The sequence below is a fragment of the Nostoc sp. genome (assembly GCF_036917535.1).
In the GTDB taxonomy this organism is placed as follows: Bacteria; Cyanobacteriota; Cyanobacteriia; order Cyanobacteriales; family Nostocaceae; genus Nostoc.
This window is the reverse complement of record NZ_JBALDA010000026.1, coordinates 45581-63727: the sequence shown is the minus strand read 5'-3', so window position 1 is coordinate 63727 and position 18147 is coordinate 45581. Positions and strand designations below refer to the sequence as shown.

Genomic DNA, 18147 nt, shown 5'->3' with positions numbered 1-18147 from the left:
ATACTAGTGATGCGATCGCGTTATTTTAGCTAATTTCCATAGGCAACCTACAAACGCAGTTACTAAATTATCTCACATACATAAGGAGCAAAATATGTCTGTTGACAACGCAAAAGCATTTTACGATAAAGTAACCACAAATGAGGCGTTACAGACACTTCATTTCACTAGCGATCGCATCCTGTGGTCAGATAGCTGGCAGGATAAACCTAAATCTACTTGCGCTCTAGCCAGAGGTGTAATATGAGCCAAACAAGTAGTTCCCCTGCTTCCGAGAAAGAATTGCTTGCTAACAAAGGAACCGAAAATTTAGAGTCTTTGAACAGCATTTTGGATGTTCGGTCTCCTATCCTACCGCGTTATGGTTGGCAAAATCGGCGAGCCTTTTTAAAAGTTTTTGTTAAGGCGAAGCAGTCCCTAGATATGGCAGAGATTACTGCTATTCTCTGGGATTGAGGCAACTCATTTAATAGCCTCTTAAAATGTATGTCTGTAGAAAGCGCACGAGCCTTTTACGAGCGGATAGCCACGGATAAAGTCTTCCAAAAGCAACTCCAAAACGCTGTCAGCGATGAACAACGCTTAGAAATCGTACTAACTGCTGGCTACAGTTTTACGCAAAAAGAATGGTCAGCTACTTTAGCTCAAATCTCAAAGTCAGATGATAGTATCAGTGATGCAGAGCTAGATGCGATCGCTGGAGGAGTAAGTACTATTCCCTACCAGCCAACCAACAGAGTATGGTCTTTAAAGCAAATCGGCTTTGGTAAGCACTTACATAAGTTATTCGATCCATCTGGCTGGTCTATCAGAACGAAAATCACGGTAGCACTACTTAGTGTTGCGCTCATACCAGTGAGCTTCACTACCTATCACAACCTCCAAGAAAGCCTCAAGAGTGCAGAGGACAGCGAATACCGCAAACTGGAACTCTTAGCTACCAGTAATGCTAGTCGTCTCGACCAGCTAATTATTGACATCCAGCGTGTTGCCGTCCAAATCAGTACTGATAAGGATGTAGTGGGTTTTCTAGCTGCTAACACCATTCACAAGCAAACAGCCTTCCGCACCTCGATGCAACGAACCTTAGATAACGTCTTTCGTTCCAACCCCGACTATGATGTTGCCTACGTCATGGATACAAAGGGGCGTTGCCTCGCCGCTACCGATTCTACATTCATTAGTCAAAACTACGCTTTGGGTGAATACTTCCGCATTAGCATTCAGGGACATCCTTATGTCTCTAGCATTGTAATCGGTACAACCAGTGGACGACCAGGCATCTACTTCTCCAACCCTGTGCGCTCTGAGGGCGGCAAGATTGTGGGTGTGGCGGTTTTAAAAATCAAGGGAGAGGACATCTGGACGATCGTAAATGCATTACAGGCTGGCTCTCAAAGTTATGCCTTTTTGATTGACGAGCATGGTGTGATTATTAGCCATCCTGATAAATCGCTGCTTTATCATAGTTTAGCTAGCTTGCCACCTGAGAAACGCCAGCAGGGTGAAACCGACAGGATCTATGGTGTCAATCAGATCAAAAGCTTGGACGTTCCAGAATTAGCAGCAGCGATCGTAGGAGCTAAACAGACGAGTCACACAAGCTATTATTCCCCAGTTGAGCAGACGCGCCAAATGATTGGCTTTGCACCCTTACAAGAGCAACCTTGGGTGTTAGGCGTCAACAAAGCCCACGCACAGTTTGATGCTCCCTTAAATGCACTCATTTGGCAGAACAGCCGCAGCTTACTAGCAGTAGGAGCGATCGCGGCAATCATTGCCCTACTCCTAGCGCGGAGTATTGCTAAACCGATTCGTGCCCTTACAAAAGCAGCCCAAGCACTAGTAGAGCAGGATGATTTTGACGAGCATCGGTTAATTAAGGCATCTTACACCAATGACGACATCGGTCAATTGGTGCGCGTTTTCCTACAAATGGCACAAGAGGTGAAGGCGCGAGAGCAGAAACTCAAACAGCAAGTACTAGAATTGAACATTGAAATTGACCAAGCGAAAAAAGTACGTCAGGTAGCTGATATCACACAGACAGATTATTTCCAGCAATTGCAACAAAAAGCGCAAAAAATCAAGGGGCGAACAATTAAGAATGATGAAACAGAGATAGACTACTTCCAGCAGTTACATCAAAAAGCACAAAATTTTAAAGGTCGAACTATAAGAAGTAGCTGATTGAACAAAGGCAATAGAAGGCTTTTTGGGTTGTACGGAGTTTTATCACGTAATTAAATAGTTAATGCGTGTCTAAATTGCATAACTACTTGTCATAGTTGTTGACTGTTGACAGTCCAATCGCGTCAATGTGCAATTTTTATGTGGAACAGCTTATAAGTTTTATATATGAAAGTTCTTACATATCTAGGGGTATGACATTATGTCCAAAATTGTATCTATTCACTCGTTTCGTGGTGGTACTGGCAAATCAAATTTAACTGCTAACTTAGCCGCTACTATTGCGTGTCAAGGAAAACGTGTAGGTATTATTGACACCGACATTCAATCACCAGGGATTCATATTATCTTCGGTCTAGACGAAGAAAAAATGAACCACTCCCTCAATGACTACTTGTGGGGGCGCTGTGCGATTAAAGATGCTGCCTACGATGTCAGTAACACTTTAAATACCGAAGGTGAGACAGCTGTGGCAAATGGCAACCTTTACCTGATTCCTTCGAGTATTAAGGCAGGCGAAATTTCCCGAATCTTGCGCGAGGGTTATGATGTAGGCAAACTCAACGACGGCTTTGAGGATCTAATCCGCTACCTTAACCTGGATTATTTGTTGATTGATACTCACCCTGGTCTGAATGAAGAAACCTTACTAGCGATCGCTATTTCTGATATCTTAGTCGTTATCCTGCGTCCAGACCACCAAGACTTCCAAGGGACTGCGGTAACAGTGGAGGTGGCGAAAAAATTAAAGGTTTCCAAAATGCTGCTGGTAGTTAATAAGGTGCTACCTGCTTTGGATTTCAACACTTTACGAGAACAAATGGAGACAATTTACAACACTCCAGTAGCAGGCATTGTGCCTCTTTCTGAAGAGATAATTCAGCTAGCCAGTAGCGGTCTATTCTGCCTACGTTACTCTGAGCATCCGTTTAGTCAGACGGTGCAAGAAATTGCTTGGCAGATTGTCGATGAAGTAGAGCTAAAAGAGGTTTTGATCGGAGGCGCTCATTCTTGATTAATCAACTGCAACTTCGTGCTAGTGTACTTGCTTCCTATGGTGCTACTGCCCAACAGACAGAGGAATTGCTTACCCACAATCAAAATATCTTTGATCACAGCTTTTTAAAGCTTCCTATCAAGTTTCCGCTTGCACCTGAACCTCATGTAGCCGTTTGGGAAGAATACGCCGCTATTGCTAAAGAGGTAGGAGTCTTTGAAGCTTTATCAAGCAGGCTGGTACAATTACAATTTCCTATACTCGAAGGCATCAACCAAACAGAGGCATACCGCTCTGCTACTCGTAAGGGTGTGACAGTGGATGGTATGGTCGAGGCGACTGGTCTAATTTTGCAGCAGCCTGAACAACTTCAGTTGATGCTACATCAAAGCTTGGCTGGAGTCATCCCGGTTTTGCTTACCAAGAATCGAGAGGACTTTGTTTCTCTGGTACAGGCGCTAACAATGCGGAATGAACCCAAGTCTGTCCCTGCTTCTATGGGAGCCTGCATGATTACTGGTTTCAACAACTGGGATCGAATTCGCCAGTATCGTCAACAATGGTCAGCTAAAAATTTTGACAACTGCTCCCAAAGTAGTTGGTTAGAGGAATTTCAACGGCTAATTCCGCAAAAGCAGCTTTATCAAGACCGATTGATTATTTTGAGTGACGGTTTCTATAGTAATGTTTCAGCCAGCGACATCGGACTTTCGGAAGTAGAATGGCGGCGTTTGTCGATAACTATTCGACTGGAACATGAATGTACCCACTACTTCACACAGCGCTTATTTGGCTCTATGCGAAACAATCTGCTCGACGAACTGATTGCCGACTACATAGGTATTGTGGCGGCTGTAGGAAACTATCGAGCTGATTGGTTTTTGCGTTTTCTGGGGCTAGAGTCGTTTCCAGATTACCGAGAGGGAGGTAGGTTGCAAAATTACCGGGGTAAACCCCCGCTTTCAGATGACGCATTTAAGATTCTGCAAGCATTGGTGAAGTCTGCTGCTGAGAATTTGGAGCGCTTTGACACTCAATATGGAGGCAAGTTAAGAACTCTTAATAGTCAACCGATTATGTTAATCGCTTTGACTTATTTGACATTAGAGGAATTGGCTGACTCTGAGGCGCACTCGTATATCCAAAAAATTCTAGACCAATTACGGGACTGGGGGACAAGGGGACAAGGGGAATTATTATTAATTTCCAATCCCTAGTCCCCAACCCCAATCCCTAATCCCCAGTCCCTAATCTTATGACAGAAGTTCTACTTAAAGAATTGAGTAATAGTGACATCAGCTGGATGATTGCTACGGGTCGTCAAAAGGAGATACCTGCTGGCACTATCCTCGTGCAGCAAGGAAAAGCCCTTGATACCCTACACATCATACTAGATGGAACATTCACAGTCTCTGTGTCACAAGCTACAAACAATCCTCTAGATCAAGCTTTTGCAGCTATGGAGGATAGCGAAACATTAGGACGAGAGATTGGTAGGTTATCAAGCGGTGAGATAGTAGGAGAAATCCCATTTCTTAATGTTCGCCCAGCTGTCACTACTGTTGAAGCTGCCCAAAAGTCGGTGGTAATATCTATTTCTCAACAGCAATTGAGGGCAAAATTGCAGCAGGATGTTGGTTTTGCTTGCCGTTTTTATCGAGCGATCGCTATTCTACTTGCAAATAGAATCTCTCAACTTGGCCATAGCAAACTTGTTAAGAGCAATACGCTCAGAGATATGCTGTTTGTTTTAGAACAATTGCATGATAGTGACATCGATTGGCTGATGGCTACAGGTATTAGCCAAAAAATTGCCCCTAACACAGTACTCATCCGTGAAGGAGGGCCTGTGGATGCGCTGTATATTCTCCTAGATGGAACAATGACAGTTTCTGTTTATGAGGATGAACGCAATCCCTTAACTCGTGCTTTTGCAGCTTTAGAGGGTGAAGAAACCAGAAGCAGAGAAATAGCGAGATTATCAAAAGGTGAAATTTTGGGAGAAACAGCTTTCATTGATACCCGTTTGCCTTTTGCAACTGTCAAAACTACTAAAGACTCACTTGTGTTGTCAATTCCTCGACAACAATTAGCAGCAAAACTACAGCAGGATATAGGTTTTGCGTCTCGATTTTATCGGCTGATTGCTACCCTGCTTGCTAATCGCCTACAGGAAATGTTCAGTCGGCTTGGTTATGGCAGACGCGTTTATAGCAAAGGTCAGCCACTCGATGAAAATGTTGAATATGAGGATGAACTGGATTCTAATATTTTAGATAATATGGCACTGGCTGGAACAAGATTTGATTGGATGTTGAGTCGTTTGAGAGAAATTTAATTTTATTGGCAATAGAGTTTAAGGTGTTAGGTTTTTACTTAACATCTATTTTTATATTTGCAAAGACTGCAATCAGAGCTATCGATATTATTTAGTAAAAAATCGTTAGTTTTTTCTAAAAATTATGCATTGTGTAAGCAAGCTATAATCCTTAAGAGTTTTAAAGGTAATACTAATTCTCTATGAAGATGCGCTAATTATTTTGAAACACAGCGAATTATATATTAGGAAATCTCTGCGTACCTTTACGCTAACCTTCGCGTACGTTTGCGTTTAAATTAATTAGAATTTGGCACAGAAAATTTATATCTAAAAAATTGTTAGTGATATCAAAAAAAAATAGATTGATTTTGTAAGTTTTGCTATTTTAAACTTTATAAATAGTTCAGGAATTAATGAAAAATAGAAAATAAATATTCTAAAAAATTCATTAGACCTGTACTTTGTTGAATACAAGGAAAAGTAAAAATGGAAAACATGGAAGAAAAGAACTCACCAGCCGAACAGCAAGCTTCAGATGAGCTAAATACTGAAGAACTAGAAGCAGTTTCTGGAGGAGGAGTTTGGGACGATATTAAAGAGGGTGTTAGGGATGCAGGGCAAGGCTTGGCAGACGGACTTCGTGGCGAAAACAGTGGGGAGTCAAACTTGAACTACCTTGGCGGTAATGTTGTCGGAGGTGTCATAGACAGCGTGGGCAGTGCAATAACGCGTAAGTGATAGCACGCTTTAGAAAGTCATACCTCTTTGACTGACTAAAGTCTTGGACTTCACTTGCTTTGGCGGCAATCATTAGTTCAACCGAAATATTTTGTATTGCTGTCAACTTTTGCAATCGATAAACCGATATCAAGAACCTGAATTGAGATTTTTAAGCGTACTCTAACTTTACAAGAATACAAGTTCTTGTAATTACACCTTATAAATCCTCGATCAGCGTTACATGTAGTAATTTAAATCAAAGGAAATAGTGACATGACTGAACAAAAGAAAGGACGTAGAGAATTTGAATCTGAACTGATTGCCAAAGCTTGGAAAGATGAAGCATTCAAACGTGAACTAATCAGCAATTCCAAGGCAGTATATGCCAGAGAGTTGGGTCAAGAACTACCCGACAATCTCACAATTCGAGTGGTGGAGGAAACAGCAGATACTATCTATTTAGCACTTCCTAGAAGTCCACAAGTTTCTGAAGAGTTATCTGATGAAGCCTTGGAGGCTGTAGCAGGAGGAAAATGGCATTTTGTAACTTCTGGAGTCATAGTAGGTACTACTTAACGGTATTCCAAAAGCATTAAAATGTCTTTGGAGATGAACTGTAACCATCAAAACTAAAACAAGATAGGTTTACTGTAGCCCAATATCGTTCAGTTAAGCCCAAAATCCTTGATAGAGACGCGTTAGCGTAGCGGCACGAAGTGCAATTTCGCGTCTCTACAAATCAAATATTAGTACCAAAAATTAAAGTATTTCAGTACGGACTTAACAACAATGAAAACAAAATTACTAAGTTTAAGCCATACAAAGCGTTTTATAGAAAGGTATCATGCAGATCCAGATTTTAGAAAGCAAGTATCTATAGATCCGTATCGAGCTATCATTAATTACAATCTCAAAGCAGATGCAGAAGAAATAAAAACGTTATGTGATACAGAGTTTACTAAAGAGAACGAAGATAAATTCTCAGATTCTACTTTTTTAAGAAGTTATTGGGAACTTGCTGAAAAAATTAGACCACAACGAATCAGGTCTATAGCTAACCGTCCCGCTAATTCTCACTTTAAAGCTTGGCGATCGCGACAAATTGCTCGCACCGAAAGTCAGTTTATCAAGCCAGTTCACGATTCAATTATTCATGCTCCTGTTTGTTTTGAACTCAATAAAGGATGTTCTGTTGGATGCTGGTTCTGTGGAGTGGCTGCACCTCGCCTCAGTGACATTTTCTTTTACACTCCAGAAAATGCCCGATTATGGCGCGAAGTCCTTGAATTAATCAAAGAACTACTGGGAGAGGCGGCTGGCGCAGGCTTTTGCTATTGGGCAACAGATCCCCTTGATAATCCAGACTACGAAAAATTCTGTTGCGATTTTTATGAAGTTTTGGGAATGTTTCCCCAAACAACTACAGCTCAACCTTTGAAAGATCCATCTCGTACTAGATCGCTACTGAAACTTGCAGGTGAAAAGGGATGTCCACTTGATCGTTTCTCCATTCTTTCCCTAAAAATGTTTAACCAAGTCCATGAAGAATTTAGTGCGGAGGAACTAGCATTTGTTAAATTAGCACTTCAAAACGAAGGTTCTAATACTACAAAAGCAGAAGCTGGAAGAACACGGAAGCGAAACCTAAAAAAAGTAGAAAAAGATAGCAAAATTCCTTATCAAGGGACAATTGCTTGTGTAACAGGATTTTTATTCAATATGGTTGAGCGTAGTGTCAAACTTATCAGTCCTTGCAATGCAAATGATCGTTGGCCACTGGGCTACATAGTTTATGACGAAGGAACTTTTTCTGATGCCAATCAGCTAAAGATTCTCCTTGAGAGGATGATAAGAGACAATATGCCTCTTACAGTTCGACCAAATGAGCTAATAAGTTTCCGTAGCGATCTAAAGTATGAAAGCCTTCCTGATGGTTTCCAACTGTCAACTAATTTAAAAAAATTTAGATTTCGTTACGATTCCTATCTCAATGAGTTAGGTGAAATCATACACAAGGGTAGTAAAACTGCTAAAGAGATTGCTTCTATGTTTGACACCCGTAGTATTTTGCCTGCTTATACATTTCACAATTTTAACCTCATGTTAGAGAAGGGGGTTTTAGACGATGAGCCGAAACCCAAAGCTTAAGGATAAGAAAAATTGTCAGTCTTCTCTTAAAAATTGTGTATTGATAGCTAATGTTGCACCCTCTAAGTTACTAAGTACAAATCTCTATTTAGAAAACTTGAAATATTTAAGCTACAGAAAAAGGGAGATTTTTTCGCACAAGTGATTGTCGAGGCATCCTAAAAAATGGTCGAACACAAGCAAAATTTATTCCGAAAAGAGTCATTAGAGCGTTTATCTTCACCTGAAAGGCTAGACCAGTTAATGCAAGTGGTCAGCCCTAAAAGCTGGCTACCTTTAACGGCTTTGGGTTCCTTGGTAGCTGTTGCCGTGGTCTGGAGTATCTATGGACGCATTCCGATCACTGTGGAGGGTCAAGGAGTACTGATTTATCCGCGTACAGTTGTGCCACTACAGTCGAAAAGCGCAGGGCAGTTAGTTGCTTTGAATGTGAATGTTGGGGATGTCGTCAAGAAGGGAGACGTACTGGCAACGGTTGACCAAATTGACCTGCGTAAGCAATTACAATTAGCACGCGCTAAACTAGCTCAACTAGTGGAGCAGGATCGCAACGCCAGCTTATTACAAGGGCAGCGTCAGCAACTCGATACAAAGGCAATCCAAGAGCAACGCCTAACTCTTCAGCAAAGACTAAAGATTGTCCAGGATTTGACACCTGTATTGAGGGAGAAAGGGCTAGTGTCAATCGGGCGCGATCGCCTAAACCTACAACGACGCTTAGAGACACTCCAAGGGCTGCTTCCCACTCATAAGAAGAGACTAGAAAACCGCCAGAAGCTGTTAACAGAGGGAGCAATTCCTGATGATGTGGTCTTAGAGGCGCGACAACAATACGACGATGCTCGTGCAAGTATCGATGAAGCTGAATCTCAGTTGAAGCAACTAGACCTTAAGGAAGCTGATGCACAACAGCAATATCTCTCAAACCTGAACGAAATCAAAAACATCCAAGCTCAGTTACAAGAACAAAACAGTAAAGCAGCTACTTTAGCTCAACAAGACCTGCAAACTGTAACTACCCGCAAAAACGATATTCAAGAAGTCAAGCGAGAGATTGCCAAACTCGAACAGCAACTAGGCAATAACAGCCAGATTATCTCTCAACACTCAGGACGTGTTCTAGAAATCACTGTTAGTCCTGGACAAGTGATTGATGCTGGAACTCGCTTGGGGAGTATAGACGCGGAAACTTCATCTAGCAAGCTGGTTGGTATAACCTACTTTCCGGTTGGAGAGGGCAAGAAAATTCAACGGGGTATGACGATTCAAATTACGCCCCAAACTGTGAAGCGGGAACGCTTTGGCGGTATTGTCGGTACTATTACCACTGTTTCGCCATTTCCAATTACCAGGGAAGCTGCCGCCAGTGTGGTGGGTAATTCAGAAGTGGTGACAGGTTTGGTGGGTGAGAAGCAAGAGGGAGTCATGCAAGTATTTGCTGACTTGCAGGCAGATTCTACCACTTTCAGTGGCTACAAGTGGTCTTCTTCTAATGGGCCGCAACTAAAAATCTCTTCTGGAACGACTACATCTGTACGAGTCAAGGTAGAAGAGCGATCGCCGATTACATTTGTTTTACCTATTCTGAGGTCTGTCAGTGGTATCTACTAATCTTTCATTAGTGGCACCGATTAATCCTTTGCAGATAGTGCAAAACCTCCTCAAAGGTCAAAGCAAGCGGGTAAAGACACCCACGCTTTTGCAAATGGAGGCAGTAGAATGTGGTGCCGCCGCTCTGGGAATTATTCTGGGTTACTATGGTCGGATTGTGCCTCTGCCAGAACTGCGTCGCGAGTGCGGAGTCTCCCGCGATGGTAGCAAAGCTTCCAATGTCCTTAAAGCCGCTAGAAGCTATGGACTCCAAGCCAAAGGCTTTAAAAAAGAACTGGATCAACTTTCAGACCTCAGCCTTCCCTATATTGTGTTCTGGAACTTCAACCACTTCCTGGTAACAGAGGGATATAGCTCTAGTTGGGTCTATCTTAATGACCCAGCCACCGGGCCGCGAAAGGTGTCGCGGCAGGAATTTGATGAGGGATATACCGGAGTAGTGCTGGTTATGGAACCAGGCCCGGAGTTCGCTAAAGGAGGTCGTAAACCCAGTTTGATTTTATCGCTGTGGTCGCGGCTACAGGGTGCTACTGGTGTCTTAATTTACTGTTTGCTAGCGGGATTTTTGTTGACACTCGTCGGGCTAGCAGTACCAGTATTTAGTCAGGTGTTTGTAGACGAAATCCTCGTGCAAGGAAGGCAACACTGGCTACGTCCGTTGTTAGTGGCAATGGCGATCGCAGTAGTTCTGCAAGCAGTGTTGACACTGCTGCGGTTGCGCTATCTGCGCCGCTTCAAAGTCAAGCTGTCTGTGGGAATGTCCAGCCGCTTTCTGTGGCACATCCTCCGCCTACCCGTTGGTTTTTACGCCCAGCGGTTTGCGGGTGAAATTAGTAATCGCGCCAGTCTCAATGACCAAGTGGCTGATGTGCTTTCCGGGCGATTGGCGACTACAGTCATTGATGCAGTAATGGTGATTTTTTATGCTCTAGTCATGCTGCAATATGACTGGCTACTAACTTTACTGGTAGCTAGTTTTGCTGCTGTAAATGTCTTAACCTTGCAGTGGATTTCCCGTCAGCGCGTCGATGCTAATCAGCGATTAATTCAAGAGTATGGCAAAGCGGCTGGTGCATCGATAGCGGCTCTCCAAAGTATAGAAACCCTCAAAGCATCAGGGTTAGAATCAGATTTCTTTTCGCGGTGGTCAGGGTACTACACCAAGGCAATCAATTCTCAGCAAGAACTGGGGGTGACAAACCAGACTTTCTCAGTATTACCTACACTTTTGTCTTCACTCTCATCAATGGCTTTGTTAGTTGTAGGTGGTTTACGAGTCATGGATGGACATCTCAGCATCGGAATGCTTATAGCCTTTCAGGGACTAATGCAGAGCTTTATACTGCCTATTAACAATCTTGTCAACTTCGGTAGTACCCTCCAAGAAATGGAGGGCAATTTGATTCGCTTAGATGATGTGTTAGACAATCCAATTGATGGGGCAGGGGAGCAGGGGAGCAGGGGAGCAGGGTCTTCATCCCCCTCATCTCTAGCCAGATTACAGGGGTACATCGAACTGGAAAACATCACATTTGGTTATAGCCGCCTAGATCCGCCTCTGATTGAAAACTTTAGCCTCTCAGTCAAGCCTGGAGGGCGAGTAGCCTTAGTAGGGGGGAGCGGCTGTGGCAAGTCTACCATAGCCAAATTAGTAAGTGGACTCTATGAAGCTTGGGAAGGAGAAATTTGCTTTGATGGTAAACCTAGAAATCAGATTTCGCAATCGATACTAACTAACTCCGTTGCTTTGGTGGAGCAGGATATTTCAATGTTTGGCGGAACTGTTAGGGACAATTTGACTTTATGGGATACCACAGTATCAGACAAAAATTTAGTGCGGGGCTGTAAGGACGCTGTTATTGATGATGTAATTTTCTCTATGTCTGGCGGATTTGATGCAGAACTGATTGAAGGAGCCGCTAATTTAAGTGGTGGTCAACGACAGCGACTAGAAATAGCCCGCGCTTTAGCGAACAATCCCTCAATCCTGATTATGGATGAAGCTACCAGCGCCTTAGATTCGGAGACAGAAAAAATTATTGACCAGAATTTGCGGCGACGGGGGTGTACGTGCCTGATTGTTGCACACCGATTAAGTACAATCCGTGACTGCGATGAAATCATTGTTCTTGAACGTGGAAAGGTAGTGCAACGAGGTACTCATGAGGAATTGTGGCAAGTAGAGGGGGTGTACTCACGGTTGATCGCCAGTGAAGGGGGAGCTTAATTATGGTCATCAATCAAGTTAGAATCAAAGACCTTGAGGGGCAACTATACAGCCTTAAAGGCAATGAACCAATCTTACTAGACGACCCAGAGACAATTTGGCTGGTGCAGTCCGGCTGTATAGCGTTGTTTGCTGTGACAGTGAAAAATGACATCATCGAAGGAACTCGCCGTTATTTATTCACTAGTAATCCTCAAGAGGCACTTTTCCCAACGGTTCCTGACTTTATCAATCGGCACCGCCAACTCTTAGCAGTGCCGATGGGAGAAACAGAATTGCTGAAGCTAGACCGAGAATACTTTAGGGAGTTAGTTGTCGATGGAGATACCAGAATAGTTGCTTTGGTGGAAGGTTGGCTCCAACAAATCGACGCTACACTTTCCCATATCGCTACCCCAGCAATTCAAGTCCGGGCTGTAGGAGAAGCGCGATTTTCTCTAAGCGAGGGTCAAACTCTCCAACCCGAACCTGGTGCGATCGTTTGGGTGCAAATTCAGCAAGGAAATGTCCGTTGGATTGGGTTTGAGGAACTGACTTTAGATGCCTCAGCAGAAATTTTTCCCCTGGGCGAGGGAATGTGGTTAGAAGCTGCGGGCGAGGTTCAGCTTGCTACTCAAACCACAAGTGCCATTCTCAACCCAGACATTCTGCTTAAAGGGCTGTCCCAGCTTCATACTCAACTGCTGCAATATATTAACTTCGTAGAACAGCAGGAAGTCCAATCAGAACTGCAACGGCTGACTGAGCGAGAACGCCTCAATCGTCAGGTAACAACAAAGGCTCTAGGCGAACTAGCATCTTCCTTGGGAACTCAAGCAGCAACCTTTTTCTTGGAAGGTACACCGCTATTAGTTGTTGCCGGTGCTGTGGGTAGGTCTTTGGGCGTAAAAATTCGTCCCCCTGCTCGCTCAGAAGACCTCAAGCGGGTGCAGGAGCCATTAGAGGCAATTGTTCGGGCTTCGCGGTTACGAATGCGGCGGATTCTGCTACGGGACAACTGGTGGGAAAAGGACTGTGGGCCTTTGGTTGCTTACACCCAGTCAGAAAATCGACCTGTGGCACTGCTGCCTGTTTCTGCCACTGGCTACGAAATCTTTGACCCCAGCGATGGCACTCGTCTTGTTGTAGATGCCCGTATTGCCTCGACACTAGCGCCTGTTGCTTATATGTTTTATCGGTCTTTGCCCGATAAAGTTCTCAACGCTGGCGATTTATTTCGGTTCGCCTTAAAGAATCGTGGCAGGGATCTGCTAATCGTTTTTTTGACTGGCATTGCCGCTACCCTACTAGGAATGCTCACGCCTCACGCCACTGCCATTTTAATTGACAATGCGATTCCAGATAGCGATCGCTCTTTGTTGCTACAAGTTGGGTTGGGGTTACTGGTTGCAGCTTTCGGAACAGCAGTGTTTCGGCTAGCTCAGGGATTTGCCCTCCTGCGGGTAGAAACAATTTCCGATGTCTCCACTCAAGCTGCTGTCTGGGATCGGTTGCTAAACTTGCCAGTATCCTTTTTCCGCCAGTACACCACAGGGGATCTTCAGTCCCGCGTGACATCGATTAGTACAATCCGTCGTCAATTAAGTGGCACAACCTTGATTACTCTGATTACTGGTTTGTTCTCATTATTAAACTTAGGACTTTTGTTTTATTACAGTTGGAAATTAGCTTTAGTTGCTGTGGCTGTAGCAGTTGTTGTTGTAACTGTGACGGCTCTATCGGGGATGCTCCTCCTTTCCAAAGTTCGTCCACTCTTAGAAATCAAGGGAAATATTTTTGGGCAGACAGTACAACTAATCAATGGCATTTCTAAATTACGTGTCGCTGGGGCCCAAGAGCGTGGTTTTGCTTCTTGGAGTAAAAACTACAGTCGGCAAATAAAACTGGAACTTAGTACCCAGAACGTTGAAGACGGTGTAGCCCTTTTCAATACAGTCATGCCGATGCTAACTTCTGGTGTCTTGTTTTGGTTTACTATCCAACAGCTTCAGGAGGCTCAGACAACAGGCACTATCGGACTGACTATTGGCACTTTTCTGGCTTTTAATACCGCCTTTGGTACTTTTATCAAAGGTGCTACAGATGTAAGCAATACGATTACTGGCGCTTTGCAAGTCATCCCCCAGTGGAAACGCGCTCAGGCAATTTTAGAAACTATCCCAGAAGTGGATCTCACCAAAGCCGATCCTGGTAAGCTCGTAGGTAGAATTACTGTTGAGCGTGTAACGTTTCGCTATCGTCACGATGGACCTCTAACCCTGGAAGATGTCAGCCTCCATGCGGAGCCGGGAGAGTTTATTGCACTTGTAGGCGGTTCTGGAAGTGGTAAATCGACTATATTCAGATTGCTACTAGGCTTTGAAGCTTCCAAAGATGGTACTATTTATTACGATGGTCAAGATTTGTCTGGGTTGGACGTTGAGGCAGTGCGCCGACAGTTGGGTGTCGTTCTGCAAAATGGCCGGATTATGTCAGCTTCTATTTTCGATAATATTGCTAGCGGCGCTCAGATTACCCTCGATGAAGCGTGGGAAGCAGCGCGGATGTCTGGGTTTGCTGACGATGTTGCAGCCATGCCCATGTCTATGCATACTGTGATTAGTGAAGGAGGTGGCAATCTCTCTGGAGGACAACGACAACGGTTACTGATTGCTCGCGCTCTAGCATTAAAACCCCGCATTTTGTTATTCGATGAAGCTACCAGCGCCCTCGATAATAGAACCCAGGCGATTGTCACTGAAAGCTTGGATAAGTTACAAGTTACTAGGATAGCGATCGCTCACCGACTTAGTACCATCCGTAATGCTCACCGTATTTATGTACTCCAAGCTGGTCGGATTGTACAACAAGGAACTTTTGAGGAACTAACTGCTGTTGAGGGGATATTTGCCCAGTTAATGGCTAGGCAAATGGCATAGTCAATCTCATACAGTGCCATCAAACGTTCGCGGGTACGAGCATGATTGGCTTTTAACACCTCTTGTCTCAATATTGAGCTACTTTGATTCCAACGATCGCACTCTACTTTAACGTGAGTTCGACAGAACTAAAAAATGGCAGGAGGTAGTGCAGGCAAATCTTTTGGGTAAATGTCAATCGACGGTTTTTTGGGAAAATAGGTGTAAGCAGCCAAACCAGCCATCAGATTGACTAAAAAGTTAAATACACTACGATGACGAGAGTGTTCTATTTGACACATATTTTTGAGATGGTCATTGACTGACTCAATTACCGCCCGTTTGCGTAAAAGAATTTTATCAATCAGTTTTATCAAACGGTTTTTCATTTTCTTCTTAGATTTAGTAACTAACTCTAAACCTCGTTCGTATAACTCTTCAAATAATTTTTGTGAGATATATCCTCTATCTCCAAAAAGTTTACCGATGAAGTCACGAGTCATATCTGGAACTGGTTTACGGTCATCAACATTTGCCGGAGTTAGTTTGAATGCCAGTAATTCTCCTTTGTCGTTGATAATCAAATGAAGTTTAAACCCAAAGTGCCAACCCACTGAATTTTTCCCCCATTTCACTAACCCTTTAAAAACTTTATGGGCGTGAGAGCGACAGTTATGACACACATCTATCGGGGTAGAATCGATAAAACTAATCCCTGTAATTTCTCCTGTCCGTGTATGTAAAAAACAACATAATAACATTAAGCACCAGGGCATGAGTTCCACAAATCTTGTGTAACTGACTAAATTTGGAAACGCTCCACGCCAACTTTGTAGCACGTGCAACGTGTAGAACTCTTTGAAAGTCTTATAACCACTACCATGAAATGCAATCGCGATTGTCATCACGAATGAAAATGCATCCTTGAGTAACTGCGGCGCTCTCCCTTTGTGGATGGTAACTGTGGTACTTGTTGCCACAAGTTCTCCCACTGGTTACAAAAATCATCTACGTCACAGAAGATTTGTTCGATATCGAGGCGAGATACAATGGTAGACATAGCCGAGACTCTCATTTTTCTTAGATATTTTTAGTCTCGGCGTTTTTTTGTGCCTTTTTTAGTCATTCTCAATCAATCTTTGCGATCGCCTTTGTAATACCGAGTTATGCAAATCCATACATAGTATGCTTTTGGCCTTTTTCTAGCCGTCGAACTCACGTTACTTTAAGCATCCTCGTTTTGTTCTCTACTACACCCACTTCTTCAGAGTAATATTTTTTCTGACAAAACTTCAGTTCTCAAGTTCAGGGGGCGAAAAGGGATTCATAGAGAGGTATTGTGTAATTACTCCTATCATGCGAGTTCGCAGCACTTGTGTTCCCGTACCCCTCTGATGAATAACCTACAAAGTCAATCACTAGCACATTCGTTCACAGATACACCCATCAACAAAATCTACGATGTTGTCATAGTTGGTGCTGGACCTATTGGTTTAGCAACTGCTGTGGGTTTACGCAACCGTGGTATTGACAATATTCTTGTGGTAGACCAAACTCGTGCTTTTCGTCAAGTTGGTCAGATTGTGGAGCTTTTACCTAACGGGTTAAAAGCTCTCAAAAATGTAGATCCCAATGCTTACGAAGCAGTCCAAACAGCGCGTCTTACTTTTGTTTATTCTCAGCAGTTTGATGACGAGAAAACCACCGAAGTAATTGAGCCAAAACTTCCAAAAGCTTCCTTAGAATGGGTTTATAAAAACTTTCAGGGACAAACAGTGCAGTCATTTTCTCTGAGTTCTGATGTTTGGTTGAAAAATTATGGTGAAGGTCGAGTTCCAATTTCTTGGTATGATTTGCAGACTGCCTTAAGACAACTACTTCCTGAAGACCAAGTTAAACCCAATCACCGTTGCATTGATGTTGTGGACGAACCAGAAAATGAATGCGTCCGGCTCGATTGCATTTCTGATACTAGTGTAGAAGCCAACCCCTATGCATTTTGGGCAGATGGACAAAAAAATAATGATACACAGTCCCAAAATTCAGATAGATCCCCTCAACCATCCATCACAAAATCATTCCGAGCTAAAATAATTGTTGCAGCAGACGGTATTAACTCTACAGTTCGTAGAATACTTTATGCTGATAGCTCTAACCAAGCTTTTGCCCAACCAGAATATTCTGGGCTGACTGCAATATATTGTGGAGAAATACCCGATATACCAAATGAACTGCGAGCGCATATTGAAGAGACGTTTTTTGCAGGCTCACCAATTATAACAGTAACAAACTATGAATTATTAAGCGATAGCGAAGCTCCACCGCAAAATGCGGTGCGTGCTTTTAATGAATGTCCGAGCATGGTGTTATCTAACAGACGAAGTATTGGTTATGTAATGCGTGTGCTTGTACCTTTGTATTCAATACAAGGGAAATCTGGCAGTGATTTGCTCGACTTAGTTTTGCAAGAGTTAGAAAAAGCAGATTTTCCCGATGTACTCAAAGAATTAGTACAATTATCTCCGCCAGAAAATATGCGACAACGTCCACATTACATTCATCGTGCCGCTATCTCTGAAAATATTCCACCAGCTTGGAGTGGAGGACGAGTGGTATTAATCGGTGATGCTGCACATGGTATGCCTCCTTTTATGGGTCAAGGAGCTAATCAAGGATTTGAAGATGCAATGGTAGTAACAACATTAATTACTAACATTGCTAAAGAAAATAATTGGGATAATAAGCAAGCCATAGCCTCAGCTTTCGAGAAATATGAGCGTCTTCGTCGCCCATTTATGGAATACATTCAAGAGGCAACATTAACAAAATCTTCTCTCTCATCGAACCAAGTATGGCAGGAATATTACCAAAAAGTATACAACCGAAACTTTGACCAAATCATTGCAGAATTATTAGCTTGATCGAAAGCCAAACTGTGCGTTCGCCCCCGATCATTGCACCAATTAAGAGTGATAAAAACCCTGATAGTGTGGACAGCAGCCATGAGACTATAAGCAACCTAATTACCCAACGTTTC

General features: G+C 43.2%; 13 protein-coding genes and 1 pseudogene. 13 read left to right on the top strand and 1 reads right to left on the bottom strand.

Annotated features, from left to right (window positions below; genetic code table 11):
- Positions 1 to 94 precede the first annotated feature (94 nt).
- From V7K56_RS08785 to V7K56_RS08730, 12 genes are all read left to right on the top strand, one after another.
- Positions 95 to 247, top strand: coding sequence for a Nif11-like leader peptide family natural product precursor (locus V7K56_RS08785; protein ID WP_334909553.1), 153 nt, complete (start codon positions 95 to 97; stop codon positions 245 to 247).
- Positions 244 to 456, top strand: coding sequence for a hypothetical protein (locus V7K56_RS08780; protein WP_334909551.1), 213 nt, complete (start codon positions 244 to 246; stop codon positions 454 to 456). The genes V7K56_RS08785 and V7K56_RS08780 overlap by 4 nt, the downstream gene beginning before the upstream one ends.
- Positions 457 to 486: 30 nt before the next feature.
- Positions 487 to 2190 carry a Nif11-like leader peptide family RiPP precursor gene (locus V7K56_RS08775; RefSeq protein ID WP_334909549.1) on the top strand — a complete coding sequence of 568 codons (1704 nt, stop codon included), beginning with the start codon at positions 487 to 489 and terminating at the stop codon, positions 2188 to 2190.
- 202 nt (positions 2191 to 2392) lie between these two features.
- On the top strand, positions 2393 to 3205 hold the full coding sequence (locus tag V7K56_RS08770) for a MinD/ParA family ATP-binding protein (protein WP_334909547.1): 813 nt from the start codon (positions 2393 to 2395) through the stop codon (positions 3203 to 3205).
- Positions 3202 to 4404, top strand: coding sequence for a DUF7005 family protein (locus tag V7K56_RS08765; protein ID WP_442939959.1), 1203 nt, complete (start codon positions 3202 to 3204; stop codon positions 4402 to 4404). The genes V7K56_RS08770 and V7K56_RS08765 overlap by 4 nt, the downstream gene beginning before the upstream one ends.
- Before the next feature lie 38 nt (positions 4405 to 4442).
- Positions 4443 to 5525, top strand: a complete 1083-nt coding sequence (locus V7K56_RS08760) for a cyclic nucleotide-binding domain-containing protein (RefSeq protein WP_334909545.1) — start codon at positions 4443 to 4445, stop codon at positions 5523 to 5525.
- Between the two features lie 468 nt (positions 5526 to 5993).
- Positions 5994 to 6245 (top strand): hypothetical protein, encoded by a 252-nt coding sequence (locus tag V7K56_RS08755; protein ID WP_334909543.1) that lies wholly within the window; start codon positions 5994 to 5996, stop codon positions 6243 to 6245.
- A gap of 255 nt (positions 6246 to 6500) precedes the next feature.
- Positions 6501 to 6803: an NHLP leader peptide family RiPP precursor gene (locus tag V7K56_RS08750; protein WP_334909541.1), complete on the top strand. Its 303-nt coding sequence runs from the start codon at positions 6501 to 6503 to the stop codon at positions 6801 to 6803.
- Positions 6804 to 7016: 213 nt separating this feature from the next.
- Positions 7017 to 8375, top strand: a complete 1359-nt coding sequence (locus V7K56_RS08745; protein ID WP_334909539.1) for a radical SAM family RiPP maturation amino acid epimerase — start codon at positions 7017 to 7019, stop codon at positions 8373 to 8375.
- Between the two features lie 165 nt (positions 8376 to 8540).
- Entirely contained in the window at positions 8541 to 9986 is a 1446-nt protein-coding gene (locus tag V7K56_RS08740; RefSeq protein WP_334909537.1) for an NHLP bacteriocin system secretion protein, read from the top strand.
- Positions 9973 to 12213 (top strand): NHLP family bacteriocin export ABC transporter peptidase/permease/ATPase subunit, encoded by a 2241-nt coding sequence (locus V7K56_RS08735; protein WP_334909535.1) that lies wholly within the window; start codon positions 9973 to 9975, stop codon positions 12211 to 12213. The genes V7K56_RS08740 and V7K56_RS08735 overlap by 14 nt, the downstream gene beginning before the upstream one ends.
- 2 nt (positions 12214 to 12215) lie before the next feature.
- Positions 12216 to 15131 (top strand): NHLP bacteriocin export ABC transporter permease/ATPase subunit, encoded by a 2916-nt coding sequence (locus V7K56_RS08730; RefSeq protein ID WP_334909533.1) that lies wholly within the window; start codon positions 12216 to 12218, stop codon positions 15129 to 15131.
- Between the two features lie 128 nt (positions 15132 to 15259).
- Here the strand turns inward: V7K56_RS08730 and V7K56_RS08725 are convergent.
- Positions 15260 to 16170 (bottom strand): annotated as a pseudogene (locus V7K56_RS08725) (IS982 family transposase).
- 334 nt (positions 16171 to 16504) lie between these two features.
- On the opposite strand from V7K56_RS08725, the gene V7K56_RS08720 reads away from it, so the two are divergent.
- A complete protein-coding gene (locus V7K56_RS08720) occupies positions 16505 to 18031 on the top strand; it encodes an FAD-dependent oxidoreductase (protein ID WP_334909530.1) in 1527 nt (508 codons plus the stop codon).
- Positions 18032 to 18147: the final 116 nt, after the last annotated feature.

Bases quoted from the DNA above. Each gene is read 5' to 3' on its own strand.
- V7K56_RS08785 (WP_334909553.1), top strand. From the start codon at position 95: ATGTCTGTTGACAACGCAAAAGCATTTTACGATAAAGTAACCACAAAT.
- V7K56_RS08780 (WP_334909551.1), top strand. From the start codon at position 244: ATGAGCCAAACAAGTAGTTCCCCTGCTTCCGAGAAAGAATTGCTTGCT.
- V7K56_RS08775 (WP_334909549.1), top strand. From the start codon at position 487: ATGTCTGTAGAAAGCGCACGAGCCTTTTACGAGCGGATAGCCACGGAT.
- V7K56_RS08770 (WP_334909547.1), top strand. From the start codon at position 2,393: ATGTCCAAAATTGTATCTATTCACTCGTTTCGTGGTGGTACTGGCAAA.
- V7K56_RS08760 (WP_334909545.1), top strand. From the start codon at position 4,443: ATGACAGAAGTTCTACTTAAAGAATTGAGTAATAGTGACATCAGCTGG.
- V7K56_RS08755 (WP_334909543.1), top strand. From the start codon at position 5,994: ATGGAAAACATGGAAGAAAAGAACTCACCAGCCGAACAGCAAGCTTCA.
- V7K56_RS08750 (WP_334909541.1), top strand. From the start codon at position 6,501: ATGACTGAACAAAAGAAAGGACGTAGAGAATTTGAATCTGAACTGATT.
- V7K56_RS08745 (WP_334909539.1), top strand. From the start codon at position 7,017: ATGAAAACAAAATTACTAAGTTTAAGCCATACAAAGCGTTTTATAGAA.
- V7K56_RS08740 (WP_334909537.1), top strand. From the start codon at position 8,541: ATGGTCGAACACAAGCAAAATTTATTCCGAAAAGAGTCATTAGAGCGT.
- V7K56_RS08730 (WP_334909533.1), top strand. From the start codon at position 12,216: ATGGTCATCAATCAAGTTAGAATCAAAGACCTTGAGGGGCAACTATAC.
- V7K56_RS08720 (WP_334909530.1), top strand. From the start codon at position 16,505: ATGAATAACCTACAAAGTCAATCACTAGCACATTCGTTCACAGATACA.